This is a genomic window from Streptomyces sp. NPDC050504, assembly GCF_044458065.1.
GTDB lineage: Bacteria > Actinomycetota > Actinomycetes > Streptomycetales > Streptomycetaceae > Streptomyces.
Map to the genome: position 1 here is coordinate 134968 of NZ_JBITHO010000010.1, position 15104 is coordinate 150071.

Annotated in this window: 12 protein-coding genes; 6 read left to right on the forward strand and 6 right to left on the reverse strand. The window is 74.8% G+C overall.

What is annotated here, in order from left to right:
* Positions 1 to 54: 54 nt before the first annotated feature.
* From ACIBNE_RS32610 to ACIBNE_RS32630, 5 genes are all read right to left on the reverse strand, one after another.
* The gene (locus tag ACIBNE_RS32610; RefSeq protein ID WP_399278018.1) at positions 55 to 2739 is read right to left on the reverse strand and encodes a serine/threonine-protein kinase; all 2685 of its coding nucleotides are present in this window, start codon (positions 2737 to 2739) and stop codon (positions 55 to 57) included.
* A 145-nt stretch (positions 2740 to 2884) separates the two neighbouring features.
* Positions 2885 to 3712, reverse strand: coding sequence for a hypothetical protein (locus ACIBNE_RS32615; protein WP_399278020.1), 828 nt, complete (start codon positions 3710 to 3712; stop codon positions 2885 to 2887).
* 193 nt (positions 3713 to 3905) lie between these two features.
* Positions 3906 to 5846, reverse strand: coding sequence for a serine/threonine-protein kinase (locus tag ACIBNE_RS32620; RefSeq protein WP_399278021.1), 1941 nt, complete (start codon positions 5844 to 5846; stop codon positions 3906 to 3908).
* 91 nt (positions 5847 to 5937) lie between these two features.
* Entirely contained in the window at positions 5938 to 6432 is a 495-nt protein-coding gene (locus tag ACIBNE_RS32625; RefSeq protein ID WP_399278023.1) for a MarR family winged helix-turn-helix transcriptional regulator, read from the reverse strand.
* The gene (locus ACIBNE_RS32630) at positions 6429 to 7055 is read right to left on the reverse strand and encodes a DJ-1/PfpI family protein (protein ID WP_399278025.1); all 627 of its coding nucleotides are present in this window, start codon (positions 7053 to 7055) and stop codon (positions 6429 to 6431) included. The genes ACIBNE_RS32625 and ACIBNE_RS32630 overlap by 4 nt, the downstream gene beginning before the upstream one ends.
* Before the next feature lie 176 nt (positions 7056 to 7231).
* Between ACIBNE_RS32630 and ACIBNE_RS32635 the strand changes: the two genes are divergently transcribed.
* The 4 genes from ACIBNE_RS32635 (at position 7232) to ACIBNE_RS32650 (ending at position 12646) form a co-directional block, all read left to right on the forward strand.
* Entirely contained in the window at positions 7232 to 8590 is a 1359-nt protein-coding gene (locus ACIBNE_RS32635) for an aspartate aminotransferase family protein (RefSeq protein ID WP_399278028.1), read from the forward strand.
* Positions 8591 to 8736: 146 nt separating this feature from the next.
* Positions 8737 to 9405 (forward strand): GntR family transcriptional regulator, encoded by a 669-nt coding sequence (locus tag ACIBNE_RS32640; protein WP_399278031.1) that lies wholly within the window; start codon positions 8737 to 8739, stop codon positions 9403 to 9405.
* A gap of 7 nt (positions 9406 to 9412) precedes the next feature.
* Positions 9413 to 11902: a dolichyl-phosphate beta-glucosyltransferase gene (locus tag ACIBNE_RS32645; RefSeq protein ID WP_399278033.1), complete on the forward strand. Its 2490-nt coding sequence runs from the start codon at positions 9413 to 9415 to the stop codon at positions 11900 to 11902.
* A gap of 93 nt (positions 11903 to 11995) precedes the next feature.
* Positions 11996 to 12646: a hypothetical protein gene (locus ACIBNE_RS32650; RefSeq protein WP_399278036.1), complete on the forward strand. Its 651-nt coding sequence runs from the start codon at positions 11996 to 11998 to the stop codon at positions 12644 to 12646.
* Positions 12647 to 12911: 265 nt separating this feature from the next.
* Here the strand turns inward: ACIBNE_RS32650 and ACIBNE_RS32655 are convergent, their stop codons facing one another.
* Positions 12912 to 13766, reverse strand: coding sequence for an SLATT domain-containing protein (locus tag ACIBNE_RS32655; protein WP_399278038.1), 855 nt, complete (start codon positions 13764 to 13766; stop codon positions 12912 to 12914).
* 296 nt (positions 13767 to 14062) lie between these two features.
* Between ACIBNE_RS32655 and ACIBNE_RS32660 the strand changes: the two genes are divergently transcribed.
* Both ACIBNE_RS32660 and recR read left to right on the forward strand, forming a co-directional pair.
* Entirely contained in the window at positions 14063 to 14410 is a 348-nt protein-coding gene (locus tag ACIBNE_RS32660) for a YbaB/EbfC family nucleoid-associated protein (protein WP_399278366.1), read from the forward strand.
* Positions 14411 to 14463: 53 nt separating this feature from the next.
* Complete coding sequence (gene recR / locus ACIBNE_RS32665) at positions 14464 to 15063, forward strand: recombination mediator RecR (RefSeq protein WP_399278040.1); 600 nt, start codon at positions 14464 to 14466, stop codon at positions 15061 to 15063.
* The last annotated feature ends 41 nt before the right edge of the window (positions 15064 to 15104 follow it).

Below are 15104 nucleotides of genomic sequence, written 5' to 3' on the forward strand. Positions count from 1 at the left end.
GTCCCCCCGGGCCCCGCGTCCCTGGCCCCCTGGCCCCGCGGGCCCTTGAGTCCGTCAGCCGCGGCGGTACAGCGGGGGCGCCTCGTCCTCGGACGCGTCCGCGCTGATGAGCAGCAACTCGTCGGCGCCGCGCAGCCGTACGGTCCTGGTCGGGCCGTCGTTGCACTTGCCCTCGGGCTCGGCCGCCGTGGTGATGGTGGGGCCCAGGCGCAGCTCGGTCGGCGCGGTGTCGACGGCGACCGACTCGGCCTCGCAGTGCACGGCGTCGGTGTCCCAGGTGTACTTGGCGACGACGCTGCCGTACGCGCCCTGGGTGATCGTGAGGGTGTCGTTCGTACTGGGGTCGGTGTCGACGCCCTTCCAGGTGCCGAAGTACTTGGCGGGCACGACCGCGGTCGGCGGCTTCACGGACGTCAGGACGAGGGTGTTCTCGCCGTCGCCGCTGGTCCACACGAGGGTGCCGTCGCCCTTGGCGCGGAGGGTGGAGTTGCCGTCGTTGCCGCACGCCTCGGCGGGGAGGGAGGTGGTGACCTTCGAGTCGATCACCATCAGGTTCTCGAAGGAGACGAGGGTCGAGTCGTACCAGCACAGCTCCTTGTCGAAGGAGTTCACCGACCTGACCACGACGTCGCCCACGCCGCCCTGGGTGATCGTGAAGCGGCGGAAGCCGGTGACGCGCTGGTTGTCGTCCTTGGCGTAGCCCTGCCAGGTGCCCAGGTACTCCTTGGCGAGGAGGTCCGCGGCGGCGTCGGCGGGCGGCGGCGCGGAGTCCGAAGCGCCGGAGGAGGCGGAGGGGGAGGGGGAGGGCGGGGCCGACGCCTTGTCCCCGGATGGGGTGGTGTCGGACGCCTTGTCGTCCGACCGGGACTTCCCGGAGTCCGCGACGGTCTTCTTCTTGTCGTCGGGGTCCTCGCGGAGCGTGTAGAAGGCGATGCCGGTGCCGACGAGCGCGGCGACGACGACCCCGACGGTTCCGATGAGGAGCCCGGTGCGCTTCTTCTTGCGGGGCGCGGGAGTCGGGGCCGGGGCGAGGGACACGGCGGGGGTGGGGTCGGGGTCCCGGGGGTGGGCGTGCCCGTTCGCGGGCGGCTGCTGGTGGCCGGGGGGCGTGGCGCCGTAGGCGGGGTGGGGGGTGCCTTGAGCCGGAGTGGCAGGGGTGGCTGGGGTGGCCGGAGTGGCCGGGATGTGTGGGGCGGCCGGGGTGGGTGGGGTGCTCGGGGTGCCCTGGGCGTGGGGTGCGGGGGCGCTCGGGGTCGCGGCGGCCGGGGTGCCCGCCGCCGCGGGCGTGCCGCTCGCCGGGGTCGCGTGGCCGATGCGGGGGTCGGGCTTCCCGGCCGCCGGGGGCTCCTGGCTCGCGGCGGGCGCCTGCCCGGGGGAGTCCGTACGGGGATCCGCACCGGAGTCCGTACGGTTTCCGGCCGGTGCCTGGGCGGGCTTTGACGCAGGGGCAGGGGGCTGCGCGCCCCCTGCCGTACCTGCCGTACCTGCGGCCCCGGCGGCACCCGCGCCCGTACCCGTCGCCGCAAGTGGGGCCGACGAAGGCACCGGGGGTGCGGCAGGTGCCGCGGGCGGGGGCGTCGCGGGCTGCCGGGGCGGCAACGACGGCGACGGCGACGCGGCCGGACGCGGGGGCGCCGCGGGCGGCGGACCCGCAGGCGCCTGCGGCGCGAACGCGGGCCGCGCGGGCGGCGCACCGGCCCCCGCCGCAGCGGCCCCCGCCGCACCGGCTCCAGCGGCACCCGCCTCACCCGCACCCGCCGCACCCGCGCCCGCCACCGGTGCCCCCGGTCCCCGCATCAGCGCCGTACCCGGCTCCGCCTCCGCCTCGGCCTCCAGGAGTTGCGCCGCCTTGCGGCCCAACTCGGCGAGCAGGGACGCCGGGAGCCACGGCTCCGCCGCCGCGCCCGTCGCGCCCGCCGCGACCTCCGCCGTGCGCGCCACGACGTCCGCCGGGGTCGGCCGGTCCTGCGGGTTCTTCGCCAGGCACTCCCGCACCAGCTCCGAGAGCGAGTCGGGCAGGCCCGTCAGGTCGGGCTCCTCCTGCGCGATGCGGTACATCACCGCGTGCATCCCGCTGTCCGACGAGCCGAACGGCTGGCGCCGCGTCGCCGCGAAGGCGAGCACCGAGCCCAGCGAGAACACGTCGGACGCCGCGCCCAGTTGCTCGCCGCGCACCTGCTCGGGCGACATGTACCCGGGGGAGCCGATCACCGCTCCCGTACGCGTCAGCTTCCCGTCGCCCGTGACGGAGTCCAGCGCGTGCGCGATGCCGAAGTCGATGACCCGGGGGCCGTCGATCGTGACGAGGACGTTCGCGGGCTTGAGGTCGCGGTGGACCAGGCCCGCGCCGTGGATCGCGGTCAGCGCCCGCGCGAGCCGGTTCGCGAGGATGGACACCGAGCGCTCGGGCAGCGGGTCGGGGCGGCCCGCGATCACGGCGTGCAGCGAGGGCCCGGGGACGTACCCCGTGGCGACCCAGGGACTCGCGGCGCCGGTGTCGGCGTCGAGCACGGGCGCGGTCCACTCGCCGCCCACCCGCCGCGCCGCGGCCACCTCCTGGGCGAACCGCCGCCGGAACTCCGGCTCGGCGGCCAGCTCCGGGCGCACGAGCTTCACCGCGACCGTGCGGCCGCCCGCCGACCTGGCGAGGAACACCTGCCCCATGCCGCCCTCGCCGAGCCTGGCCAGCAGCCGGTATGCGCCGATGGTGCGCGGATCCTGTGGCGTCAGGCTCTGCATGGCGCTGAACGTCCTTCCCCCGGAAACGTGTTGAGCGTGCCTGGTGTGGCTGGCTCGATCATAGGGATCCACGCGCCGCGAGGTCAGGCCGGTTGCGCCTTCGGGGAGGTTCCTCGGGGGGACTTCGCCCGTCCCGGGGGACGGGCTACCGCTTGCGGTCCCGCACGAGGCGCAGCGGCACGTCCTCCGGGTCGTTCGGGTCGGTCAGCAGCATCGATCCGTCGGGCGCCGGGACGAGTTCCGTGGACGGGCTGTCCTCGCAGCCCGCGACCGGGCCGAACTTCAGGCGCTCGGCGGACGCGGAGACCAGCACGAGGCGGCCGGTGCAGGTGGCGGTGCGGATCGTGGTCGCCGCCGTGCCGATCTGGCCCTGCCGGACGGTGACGGCGATCCTGCCGCGGTCGGCGGCGCGCCAGGTGCCGGTGTAGCCGGGCGGCACGGGGCGGGGGCCCGTGGGGGCGGGGCGCAGGACGGTGACGGTGGTGCCCCGGGTGAGCGCGAGGCTGCCGTCGGCCTGGAGCGCCAGGGTCTGGACGCCGGGCGGCTTGGTGCAGGCGCCGCCGGGGATGGCGCCCTTGCGCTCGCCGCTGCGCAGCCGGATGCGGCCGGGCTCGACGGCGCCCAGCTTGAGCGTGGAGCGGCAGAGGTAGGTCTCGCCCATCTCGGTGAGCAGGGCGACGCGCTGGCCCTTGTCGCCCCGGGCGACGTCGAGGCGCGCGTACCCCTTGTTCCCCTGCGGCGTGGGCATCGGGCCCTCCCAGCCGCCCTCGTAGGCGGGCGGCACGGACGAGCCCTTGTCGGCGAGCGGCACGGGCTCGATCCACTCCTCGCCGGGCTGCTTCTCGCCGGGGACGAGCACGAGCACGAGGACCACGGCGACGGCGAGCGCGAGCACGGCGGCCAGTGCGCTCAGCCGGGCGCGCGCGAGGCCGCCGAGCCGGGCGGCGAACCGGCGCGCGCGGGCTGCCCCCACGGCGGCGCCCGCGTCGTCCGCCCCGTCCTTCCGGGGCGTTTGCGCAGGTGGCCGTGCGGACTGGTCTGGTCGGTCGGTGTGCGGATCCACCGTTCGATCCTCGCATGGGGGCGCCCGGTTTCGTCCGGAACGTGGCGAGGGCAACTCGTGGGCGGTACGGAGTGGAATGTTCCGTTCTGTTCTGCCCCCGGGCTCAGCCGCCCTTGGTGTACGTGAGCTGGTCGCCGCTGGTGTTCACGACCCGTTTCAGGCGGCCGTCGGGCAGCAGGGTCAGCGTCGTCGCGCCGCCCGGGGTGCACGAGCTCATCGGCTCGCCCTCGTCGACCGTGGTCGGCCCGATGCGCACCTGGCCGCCCGGCGCGGGCTTCTCGGTCAACTGGGCGCTGAACACGCACCGGTAGGTGCCGCCCCCGTCGGTCGGGCCCTTCGCGGTGAGCGTGAGGACCGTGTCGCCGACGTCGCCCGGGACGATCGTCAGGCTCCGGGTGGACGTCCCCGCGCCGGTGCTGAGCGTGGTCTCCCAGGTGCCGATCAGTCCGGCGGGCACGACGCCCCCGTCGGCGGTCGCCGAGCCGGACGGGGACGGGGAGGGGGACGGCGGGGTGTCGGTGGGGCCGGGGCCGTCCGTGCCGCCCGCGCCCTGCCCGCCCGCCCCGCCGCCGGTGGCCGAACGGGTGGGGCTCGGGTCCGCGTCCTTGTCGGGGCCCGACTTCATGTACGCGTACACCGATCCGCCCGCGCCCACCGCGACCGCGATCGCCACGGCGACCAGCGCGGCGGTGGCGCGCCTGGTCGGGCGCGGGGGCTCCGGCTCGGGCGGGGAGTAGTGGGTGTAGGAGGGCGGGAACGGGGGGTACGCCCCGTATCCGGGCTGCTGCCCCTGCGGTGCGCCGCCGGTCGGTCCGGTCTGCGCGGTCGGTACGGGCGGTCCGGCCGGTGCGGGCGGCCCGGTGTGCGCGGGTGGTGCGGTCGGTTCGGACGGGGGCGTCGGCCGGCCGGGGAACGCGGGGTGGCCGGAGGGCGGGGTGGCCGGAGCGGGGGGCGCCGAGGGCTCGGCGAAGGTGGGGGTGGGGAACGCGGGGGTGCCGTGCTGTACGGAGCCGTCGGCGAGCGGGGCGGGATCCTCCGCGTGCAGCAACTGCACGGCGTGGCGGCCGAGTTGGGCAACGAGGGCGCTGGGCAGCCAGGGTTCCCCGTCGGCTGCGGGCCCGGAGTGCGCCGCGCCCGGGGCGCCGTGCGCGGCGCCGTTCCCGCTCGCGGCGTCCGCGAGCGTGCCGCCCGGCCCCGTACCGCCGCTTCCCCTGCGCTCGGCCCGCGCGAGCACCGCCGCCGGATCGGGGCGGGCCGCGGGATCCTTGTGCAGGCAGTCGCGTATGAGTCCGTGCAGCCCCTGGGGGACGCCCTCCAGGTCGGGCTCCTCCTGCGCGATGCGGAACATCACGGCGTGCGCGCCGCTGTCGGCCGAGCCGAACGGCAGCCGGCCCGTCGCCGCGTACGCGAGCACCGAGCCCAGGCAGAAGACGTCGCACGCGGGCGTGACCTGTTCGCCGCGCACCTGCTCGGGCGCCATGAAGCCGGGGGAGCCGACGAGCGCGCCGGTCCTGGTGAGTCCGCCCTCGCCGCCCGCCGTCAGCGACTCCAGGGCGCGGGCTATGCCGAAGTCGATGACGACGGGCCCGTCGATGGTCAGCAGGACGTTGGACGGCTTGAGGTCGCGGTGGACGATCCCGGCGGCGTGGATGTCGCGCAGCGCCTGGGCGAGACCGGCGGCGAGCAGCCGTACGGAACGCTCGGGCAGCGGGCCGTACGCGGTGGAGACGACCGTGTGCAGCGAGGGCCCGGGGACGTAGGCGGTCGCGACCCAGGGGACGTCGGCCTCGGTGTCCGCGTCGAGCACGGCCGCGGTGAGCCGCCCGCCGACGCGCCGCGCGGCGCCCACCTCGGCGCGGAAGCGGTCGCGGAACTCCTGCTGCTCGGCGAGTTCCTGACGGACCAGCTTGATGGCGACGGTACGGCCCCGGTCGGTGCGGGCCAGGTAGACCTGGCCCATGCCGCCCGCGCCGAGACGGCCCACGATCCGGTACGCGCCGATGCGCGCCGGATCGCCCGGACCGAGATTCCCGGGCTTGTCCATGTCGAAGCGGCCCTCCCCCCAACAACCCCCGCACACGGTTCGACTCAGCGAGAATAGTGCGGGGGAGGCGGGGCGTAGAGCGAGGGTGCGCCTACGCTTCGATAACGGCCCCGGCGGCGGATCCGGCCGGTTCCCCGGCCCCCGCGCCCGCGACGGCTTCGAGCGCGGCGGACAGCCGCTCCAGCACCCGTACGGTCTCTGTGAACTCCTCCTCGCCCAACTCGGCGGCCAGGCGCGCGGCGAGCGCGGCGTGGCCCGGCTCGATGCGGCGGATCGCGGCGCGTCCCCCGTCGGTGGGGCGCAGCAGTTTGGCGCGGCGGTGGGCGGGGTTGGGCGCGTACTCGGCGAGGCCCTTGGCCACGAGCAGGTCGGCCACGCGCTGCACGCTCTGCCGGGTGATGCCCATGGCGCGGGCGATCCCGGCGACGGGGAGGTCCTCGTGGAGCACCGCGCCGAGCACCTGCCACCAGGAGGCGGTGAGCCCGGCGGGGGCGGCCAGCTCCTCGGAGACGGCGAGGAACTGGCCGTTCAGGCGGAAGACGCCGAGTGCGGTGCGGCTCAGGTCGTCCTGGTGGCTCCCGCTCACGCCTCGGCCGCCCCGTCCCCGTCGGCGTTCAGGGTCGCGAAGGCGTCCGGGTCCGAGTCGTGGAAGAGGCGGTACCAGGCGTCGAGCTTCTCGCCCTCGAACGCGCCGAGCAGGCCGAGTGCCTCCCTGGCGAGGGCGACGGGCTCGGTGGGGCCCGCGGTGATGAGGCCGCGGTCGGTGACGGCGTCGGCCTCCCGGTAGCGCCCGGCGCCCCGGTAGCCGGTCGCGGCGAGGTAGAAGGGCGCGGCGCTGGTGTGGTCGCGGTCGTCGAGCAGGCCCTCGCGGGCGAGGCCCGCGGTGGCTCCGCAGATCGCGGCGACGGGGACGCCCGCGTCGAGGAACGCGCGGGCGGCGCGGGCGAAGGGGGCGAGGTCGTCGCCCGCGTCCCAGAGGTCGGCGCCCGGCAGGACCAGCAGGGCGCTGTCCTCGGGGCGGAGGTCGGCGAGCGCGAGGTCGGGGGTGACGCGGAGGCCGCCGATGGAGGTGACGGGGGCGGTGGTGGGGGCGACGGTCCTGATCGTCACGCCGCTGCGGGCGAGCCAGGCGGTGGTGTGGCCCGTCTCCCAGTCGGCGAAGGTGTCGTAGAGGGCGAGGTGGGCCGTGCGGGTGGGTGCGGCGCTCATGGGCGGTGCCTCCTCGGGATTCGTCTTGACAGTATCCTGTCGAATCGACAGTGCGCTGTCAATGGGTTTCCGTCCCCGCGGGGCGCCCGGCCCCCGACACCCTGCCGACCCCCCGCCCGCTCCGCAGACAAGATGGCCATACCCCCGGCCACCTCACCCTCCCTACCCTGACCCCCATGACCCCTCAGCCCGACCCCCAGGCCGGCGCCGCCGTCAAGGCCGCCGACCGTGCGCACGTCTTCCACTCCTGGTCCGCCCAGGACCTCATCGACCCGCTCGCCGTCGCCGGAGCCGAAGGCGCGTACTTCTGGGACTACGAAGGCAACCGCTACCTCGACTTCACCAGCGGCCTCGTCTACACGAACATCGGCTACCAGCACCCGAAGGTCGTCGCCGCGATCCAGGAGCAGGCGGGCAAACTGGCCACCTTCGCCCCCGCCTTCGCGATCGAGTCCCGCTCCGAGGCCGCGCGCCTCATCGCCGAGCGCACCCCCGGCGACCTCGACAAGATCTTCTTCACCAACGGCGGCGCCGAGGCCGTGGAGAACGCCATCCGCATGGCCCGGCTGCACACGGGCCGCCCCAAGGTCCTCTCCGCGTACCGCTCGTACCACGGCGGCACCCAGACCGCGATCAACGTCACGGGCGACCCCCGCCGCTGGCCGAACGACAACGGCACCGCCGGCGTCGTGCACTTCTGGGGCCCGTTCCTCTACCGCTCCGCGTTCCACGCCGAGACCGAGGAGCAGGAGTGCGAGCGCGCGCTCGCGCACCTGGAGCAGACGATCGCCTTCGAGGGCCCCGCCTCGATCGCCGCGATCGTCCTGGAGACCGTCCCCGGCACCGCCGGCATCATGCCCCCGCCGCCCGGCTACCTCGCGGCCGTCCGCGAGCTCTGCGACCGGCACGGCATCGTGATGGTCCTGGACGAGGTCATGGCGGGCTTCGGCCGCACCGGCAAGTGGTTCGCCGCCGAGCACCACGACGTGGTCCCCGACCTCCTCACCTTCGCCAAGGGCGTCAACTCCGGCTACGTACCGCTGGGCGGCGTCGCGATCTCCGCGAAGATCGCCGAGACCTTCGCCACCCGCCCGTACCCCGGCGGCCTCACCTACTCCGGCCACCCGCTGGCCTGCGCCGCCGCCGTCGCGACGATCAACGTCATGGCGGACGAGGGCGTCGTCGAGCACGCCGCCCGCATCGGCGAGACCGTGCTGGGCCCCGGCCTGCGCGAGCTGGCCGAGCGCCACCCCAGCGTCGGCGAGGTGCGCGGCACGGGCGTCTTCTGGGCGCTGGAGCTGGTCCGCGACCGCGAGACCCGCGAGCCGCTGGTCCCGTACAACGCGGCGGGCCAGGCCGCCGCGCCCATGGCGGCCTTCGGTGCCGCGTGCAAGAAGAACGGCCTGTGGCCCTTCGTCAACATGAACCGCACGCACGCCGTCCCCGCCTGCAACATCACCGAGGCACAGGCCAAGGAGGGCCTGGCGGCCCTGGACGCGGCGCTCGCCGTCGCGGACGAGCACACCGCCGCGTAGGCGGGCACACCGCCGCACGGAACCCGCGCCGACGGCCGGACCAGGTCCTTCCGCCCCGAAGGGCCTGGTCCGCGCGGCTTCGGCGACCCCTGCCATAAGGTGACCGGGATGGCCGCTGCGGTCACCGAAGGGGGAGTGGGTACAGCATGTGCGCGAGCGGGGCAGTGACCCGCAGTACGCTGCGGCAACAGATCGCCGACGCGCTGCGCGACGAGGTGCTCGCGGGGCGGCTGCAGCCGGGCCAGGAGTTCACCGTCAAACAGATAGCGGAGCAGTACGGCGTCTCGGCGACGCCCGTCCGCGAGGCGCTGGTCGACCTCTCGGCGCAGGGACTGCTCGACTCCGACCAGCACAAGGGCTTCCGGGTCCACGAGTACTCGGTGGACGACTACCGGGGCATGGTCGACGCGCGCTCGCTCGTCGTCGACGGCGTGCTGCGCAAGGTGTGCCGGGACGGCGCGGTGAACGGCGAGGCGCTGGTCTCCGTGCGGCGGCGGGCCGAGGAGGCGTCGCGGGCCGCGCGGAGCGGGGACCTGGACATACTGATCGGCTACGACCTGCGGTTCTGGCGCGAGCTCGGCACCCTCGTCGGCAACCCGTACATCACCGACTTCCTGCACCGGCTGCGCGTCCAGGGCTGGGTGTTCGCCGTGCCCCACCTGCGCGGCACGCCCGACCCCGCGCGCTGGCTGTGGGGCGGCCACGAGGACCTGGTCGACGCGGTCACCCTCGCCGACGGCGAGGGCGTGCGCCGGGTGATAGCCGCCTACAACGCGCACTCGCTGGAGTGGGCCGACCAACTAGGCGAGCGCTGAGCACGGCATGGAGCACAGCACGGAGTACGGCACCGGACACGGCGCGGACCACGGCGTCGAACTGAGCGTGGTGGTGCCCGCGTTCAACGAGGAGACGCGGCTGCGCCCCACCCTCGACACCATCTGCGCCTACCTGCGCGAGGCCGAGGGCCGCTGGGGCCGCGACTGGGAACTGATCGTCGTCGACGACGGCTCGGACGACGACACCGTACGGGTCGCGCGCGAGGCCGCCGCCGAAGAACCCCGCATCCACGTCGTCACCGGCGACGGCAACCGCGGCAAGGGCCACGCCCTGCGGCGCGGCGTCCTCGCCACGTACGGCCGCAAGGTCCTGGTCTGCGACGCCGACCTCGCCACCCCCATCGAGGAACTGGACAGGCTCGACAAGGAGCTGGCCGACGGCGGGGTGTTCGCCGCGATCGGCTCGCGCGCCCGCCCCGGCGCCACCATCGACGTGCACCAGAGCGCGGCCCGCGAATGGCTCGGGCGGATGGGCAACCGGCTGATACGGGCCGTCGCCGTGCCCGGCGTCAAGGACACCCAGTGCGGCTTCAAGCTCTTCGAGGGCGAGCGGGCGCGCGCCGCGTTCGCCGCGTCGCGGATCGACGGCTGGGGCATCGACGTCGAGGTGCTGCTGCACTTCCGCGGCGAGGGCTGGCCGATGGCGGAGGTGCCGGTGCGCTGGGCCCACCAGCCGGGCTCCAAGGTGCGCCCGCTGGACTACGGGCGGGTGCTGGGCGAACTGGCCCGGCTCAAGGGCCGCTCGGTGCGCCGCTCGGTGCGCCGCACCGACCTCGCGGTGTGCGGACTCTTCCTGCTCTCCTCGGTGCTGCTCTACCGGCACCTGTGGGCGGACCTGGACCGCGCGTACCTGCGCGACTCCCTCCAGGACCAGAACCAGTGGGAGTGGTTCTTCGCCGTCACCGCCGACAACGTCACCCACCTGCGCAACCCGCTCTTCACCACGATCCAGGGCTTCCCCGACGGCGTGAACCTGATGGGCAACACCCCGATGCTCGGGCTGTCCGTCCCGCTCACGCCCGTCACCCTGCTCTTCGGACCCACCGTCACCTGGGCGCTCGTCCTCACCGGCGGCCTCGCCGCGACGGCCGCCGCCTGGTACTGGCTGCTGGCCAGACGCGTCACGGACAACCGCTGGGCCGCCGCGCTCGGCGCCGCGCTCTGCGCGTTCGCGCCGCCGATGATCTCGCAGGGCAACGCCCACCCGAACTTCGCCGTGCTCTTCATGATCCCGGTGATCGTCGACCGGGCGCTGCGGCTCTGCGAGGGCGGCCCGCACCTCGTGCGCGACGGCGTGCTCCTCGGCCTCTTCGCCACGTACCAGATCTTCCTCGGCGAGGAAGCGCTGCTGCTCGCGGCCGTCGGCATGCTGCTCTTCGCGCTCTTCCACGCGCTCGCCGACCGCGCCGCGGCCCGCGCCGCCTGGCGGCCGCTCGCCAAGGGCATCGGCATCGCGGCCGCGACCGCGCTGCCGCTGGTCGCCTTCCCGCTGTACTGGCAGTTCTTCGGGCCGCAGAGCTACCACTCCGTGCTGCACGGCGACAACGCGGGCAACAGCCCGCTCGCGCTGCTCGAATTCTCCGGCCGCGCGCTGCTGGGCGACGAGGCCACCGCCGACCGCCTCGCCATGAACCGCACCGAGCAGAACGCCTTCTACGGCTGGCCGCTCGTGCTGCTCGCGCTCGCGGTCACCGTACGGCTGTGGCGGCTGCCGCTCGTGCGGTCGCTGGCCCTCACGGCGGTCGCGGCGGCGCTGCTGTCGCTGGGCCAGAAGATCCGGATCCCGTACACCGACGTCGTCCTCCCCGGCCCCTGGCGGGCGCTGGCCCACCAGCCGCTCTTCGAGTCGGTCATCGAGTCGCGGGCCGCCATGGTCTGCGCGCCCGCGCTGGGCGCGCTGCTGGCGCTCGCGGCGGCCCGCGTCGCCGAGTCCGGCGCGTCCCCGGCGTACCGGGCGCTCGGCTTCGCCGCGATCGCCGCCGCGCTGCTGCCGATCGTGCCGACGCCCTATCCGGTACGGGACCGGGCCCCGGTCCCCGAGTTCATCGCGGACGGCACCTACCGCGCCTACCTGGCGCCGGGCGAGTCCCTGGTCCCCGTGCCGCTGCCCGACCCGGGCGGGGCGGACGCGCTGCACTGGCAGTCGACCACCGGCCTCGACTTCAAGGTGCCGGGCGGCTACTTCAACGGCCCCTGGGGCCCCGACCGCGTCGGCATCTACGGCGCGTCCCCGCGCCACACCTCCAACCTGCTGCGCGACGTGAGCTACAGCGGCCGGGTCCCGGTCATCGGCCCCGAGTGGCGGGCCCAGGCCCGCGCGGACCTGGAGTTCTGGAACGCGGGCGTCCTGGTGCTCGCCCCGCAGTACCACCAGGACGCCCTGCGCGCCACGGTCAACAGACTCCTGGGGCGCTCGGGGGAGTTCGTCGGGGGCGCGTGGGTATGGGACGTACGCGGGAGCGGACAGGGGAGTTGACCGGTCCTCTTCGCGGCGCGTACGCATCGCACTACGCTGTCCCGACCATGCTGTCCCGACCCTCGAACGCCCCCTTTGGAGAGCGAGTTCCCCTTGGCCTGTGACCTGTGGCTGGTGCCCCTCGTCGACGTTCTGTGCCACAGCCCCGACAATCCCTTCTCCGAGGAGATCGCCCGGTACGACCGGGCGCTGACCGACGCGGGACTGCCGACGGTCCCCGTCTTCGCCTACATGCCGGGACTGTCCGGGGACGTCGCGCCCGTCGCCGGATTCGACTACGACGCGCTGCACTTCCTGCGGCGCGCCTTCCTGCTCCAGATCTGCGGCCTCGCGGTGACGCCGGTCGACGAACTGGGCGGGGACTACGAGCAGTTGCTGGAGATGTTCGAGCCGACCGCGCAGCAGTCGCACCTGGTCTGGCACTACGACCACGCGGGGGCGTACGTCCCGGTGGACTTCCGCGCGCCGCTCTCCGACGACGAACTGCTGGAAGGGGGCGGTCCGCTGGGGTCCACGCACGGGCTGCTGCGGGAGCTGGAGTACGTCGCTCCGGCGATCGGGATCGACCCGGCGAACCCGCCGGCGGCGCCGCTGCCGCCGGAGCGGCCGACGTCGCTGGAGGAGCCGGCGGGGCCGATGCCGTACGACGAGAGTCCGTTCGCCCGGGAGCGGCACGTGTGGCTCGGCCTGCACGCGGCGGCGACCCGGAGCCTGGCACAGGGCTCCATGATCATCTTCAGCTAGCCGAGGGGCGGGGCCCGTTGCGGGGCGGTTGCGCGGGGGCGCCGATGCCCGGGGGTGCCGTTCCGCCTGCGGCGGGCGGTGCCCCTCCCCTCCCCTCCTATGCCCTCCCCTTCCCGAAACCCCGCCGGGGGCGAGCCCGCTCGCGCGGGGTGGGTACGCGCGGCATCTGCCCCACCCGCGCGCAGTTCCCCGCGCCCCTACGGGGTGCGTGTGCGGGACGGGGCCGTTGCGCACAGGTGCGGGGCCCGAGGGCGCGACGCCCGGTCTACCGGGGCGACTCCGGGGGGCGCTGCCTCGGCATGTTGGGGCGCGTGCCCGGAGGCAGGGGGAACCGCCCGGGACGTTCCCCGCCCCCCGGCCCCTCCCCGCGCCCCCCGCCCGCCGTCACCAACGCCTGCATCCCCAGCGGCGCGGGGCCCGCCCGGAACTCCACCATCCAGTCCGCCGTCTCCGTCCGCACCAGCTCCGTCACGTCCTCCGAGAACCGCCGCAGCACCCCCAGGCACCGCTCCGCCGCCTCGCTCGCCGTGCCGTCGGTGGGGCCCAGCACCTCCCGCACGCTCTCCGACGCCCAGTCGAACTGGAGCGCCTGGAGCCGCCGCTGCACCGCCTGCGCGGTCGCGAGGTCCCGCATCCACCCGGACGTCAGCCCGAAGTACCGGTCGCAGGCCATGCACGCCGCCCCCAGCAGCAGCGACAGGTACCCCCACCCCGCCGCCCCCTGGACCGCCCCGGCCAGGTCGAGCAGCGGCAGCGCCGCGCCCGTGACCGCGCCCAGCGCCGAACCCAGCCGCAGCGCCCGCGCCCCGCGCCGCTTGCGGGCGCGGTCGGCGAGGTACCACTCGGCGGTGCGCAGCGCGTTCCCCTCGACCCAGCGGTACAGCTCGTCCAGGCGCTCGGCGGGCTCGCCCCAGTCGCCCAGGGGGAACGGCTTCCCGGTCAGGTCCTGCGGCCAGGGCGCCCCGGGCACGCCGGACGCGCGCGAGGCCCGGAAGCCCTTCCCGGCCCCGGCCCCCGCTCCCGCCCCGCTCCCGGGCCCCGCCCCTTCCCCGCCCGTACCGCCCGCCCCGGAGGAGCCGGAGGCACCCTCACCGCTCTCCTGCATCTCCGGCTGGGTCACCCGGGGCACTCCTCTACTGCTGGGACTGGACGTGACGGAACGTGGCGAGTGGGACGCGTGGTGCGCACACATACGGCAGACACGTGCGACGGCTGCGGGTACGCAGGATTCTTCCTACCGCCGAATGGTGGGCCATGGAGCCCATATCCCGGTATTTCCCCCCTCAAGAGCGGCGTGGTCAGGTATAGGAACCGTGAACTTCTCACTCGAAAGAGTTGGTCCCCTCGCCATGGGCGGCCCGCCCCGCGACCACGTAGGCTCGGCTTGCCCATGTCGTACGAATGCCAGGAGTGACCGTGATTCCCGGTGGTGGCCAGCCCAACATGCAGCAGCTGCTCCAGCAGGCCCAGAAGATGCAGCAGGACCTCGCGCGCGCCCAGGAGGAACTGGCCGCGACCGAGGTGGACGGACAGGCCGGCGGCGGCCTCGTGAAGGCCACGGTGACCGGCTCCGGTGAGCTGCGCGGCCTGGTCATCGACCCCAAGGCGGTCGACCCCGAGGACACCGAGACCCTCGCCGACCTGGTGATCGCCGCGGTCCAGGCCGCGAACGAGAACGCCCAGACGCTCCAGCAGCAGAAGCTCGGCCCGCTCGCCCAGGGCCTCGGCGGCGGTGGCAGCGGCATTCCCGGGCTGCCCTTCTAAAGGGGCTCGCCCACCCACTACCGTAAGCACCAGCCCCTCAGGAAGGCGTTCCGTTGTACGAAGGCGTGGTTCAGGACCTCATCGACGAGCTGGGCAGGCTGCCGGGCGTCGGTCCCAAGAGCGCGCAGCGGATCGCCTTCCACATCCTCCAGGCCGAGCCGACCGACGTGCGCCGCCTCGCGCACGCCCTGCTCGAAGTCAAGGAGAAGGTCAGGTTCTGCGAGGTCTGCGGCAACGTGGCGCAGCAGGAGCGCTGCAACATCTGCCGCGACCAGCGCCGGGACCTGTCGGTCATCTGCGTGGTGGAGGAGCCCAAGGACGTCGTGGCGATCGAGCGGACGCGCGAGTTCCGCGGCCGGTACCACGTCCTGGGCGGCGCGATCAGCCCGATCGAGGGCGTCGGCCCCGACGACCTGCGCATCAGGGAACTGCTCGCCCGCCTCGCGGACGGCACGGTCCAGGAGCTGATCCTGGCGACCGACCCCAACCTGGAGGGCGAGGCCACGGCCACGTACCTCGCCCGGATGATCAAGCCGATGGGCCTCAGGGTCACCAGGCTGGCCAGCGGCCTCCCGGTCGGCGGCGACCTGGAGTACGCCGACGAGGTCACGCTGGGCCGCGCCTTCGAGGGAAGGCGGCTGCTGGACGTATGAGGTCACGCTGTCGGCCCCGCACGCCTGCCGGACGGAGTCCG

Coding starts and splice junctions, on each gene's coding strand:
- ACIBNE_RS32640 (WP_399278031.1), top strand. CDS start 8,737: ATGTGCGCGAGCGGGGCAGTGACCCGCAGTACGCTGCGGCAACAGATC.
- ACIBNE_RS32620 (WP_399278021.1), bottom strand. CDS start 5,846: ATGGACAAGCCCGGGAATCTCGGTCCGGGCGATCCGGCGCGCATCGGC.
- ACIBNE_RS32630 (WP_399278025.1), bottom strand. CDS start 7,055: ATGAGCGCCGCACCCACCCGCACGGCCCACCTCGCCCTCTACGACACC.
- ACIBNE_RS32635 (WP_399278028.1), top strand. CDS start 7,232: ATGACCCCTCAGCCCGACCCCCAGGCCGGCGCCGCCGTCAAGGCCGCC.
- ACIBNE_RS32610 (WP_399278018.1), bottom strand. CDS start 2,739: ATGCAGAGCCTGACGCCACAGGATCCGCGCACCATCGGCGCATACCGG.
- ACIBNE_RS32645 (WP_399278033.1), top strand. CDS start 9,413: ATGGAGCACAGCACGGAGTACGGCACCGGACACGGCGCGGACCACGGC.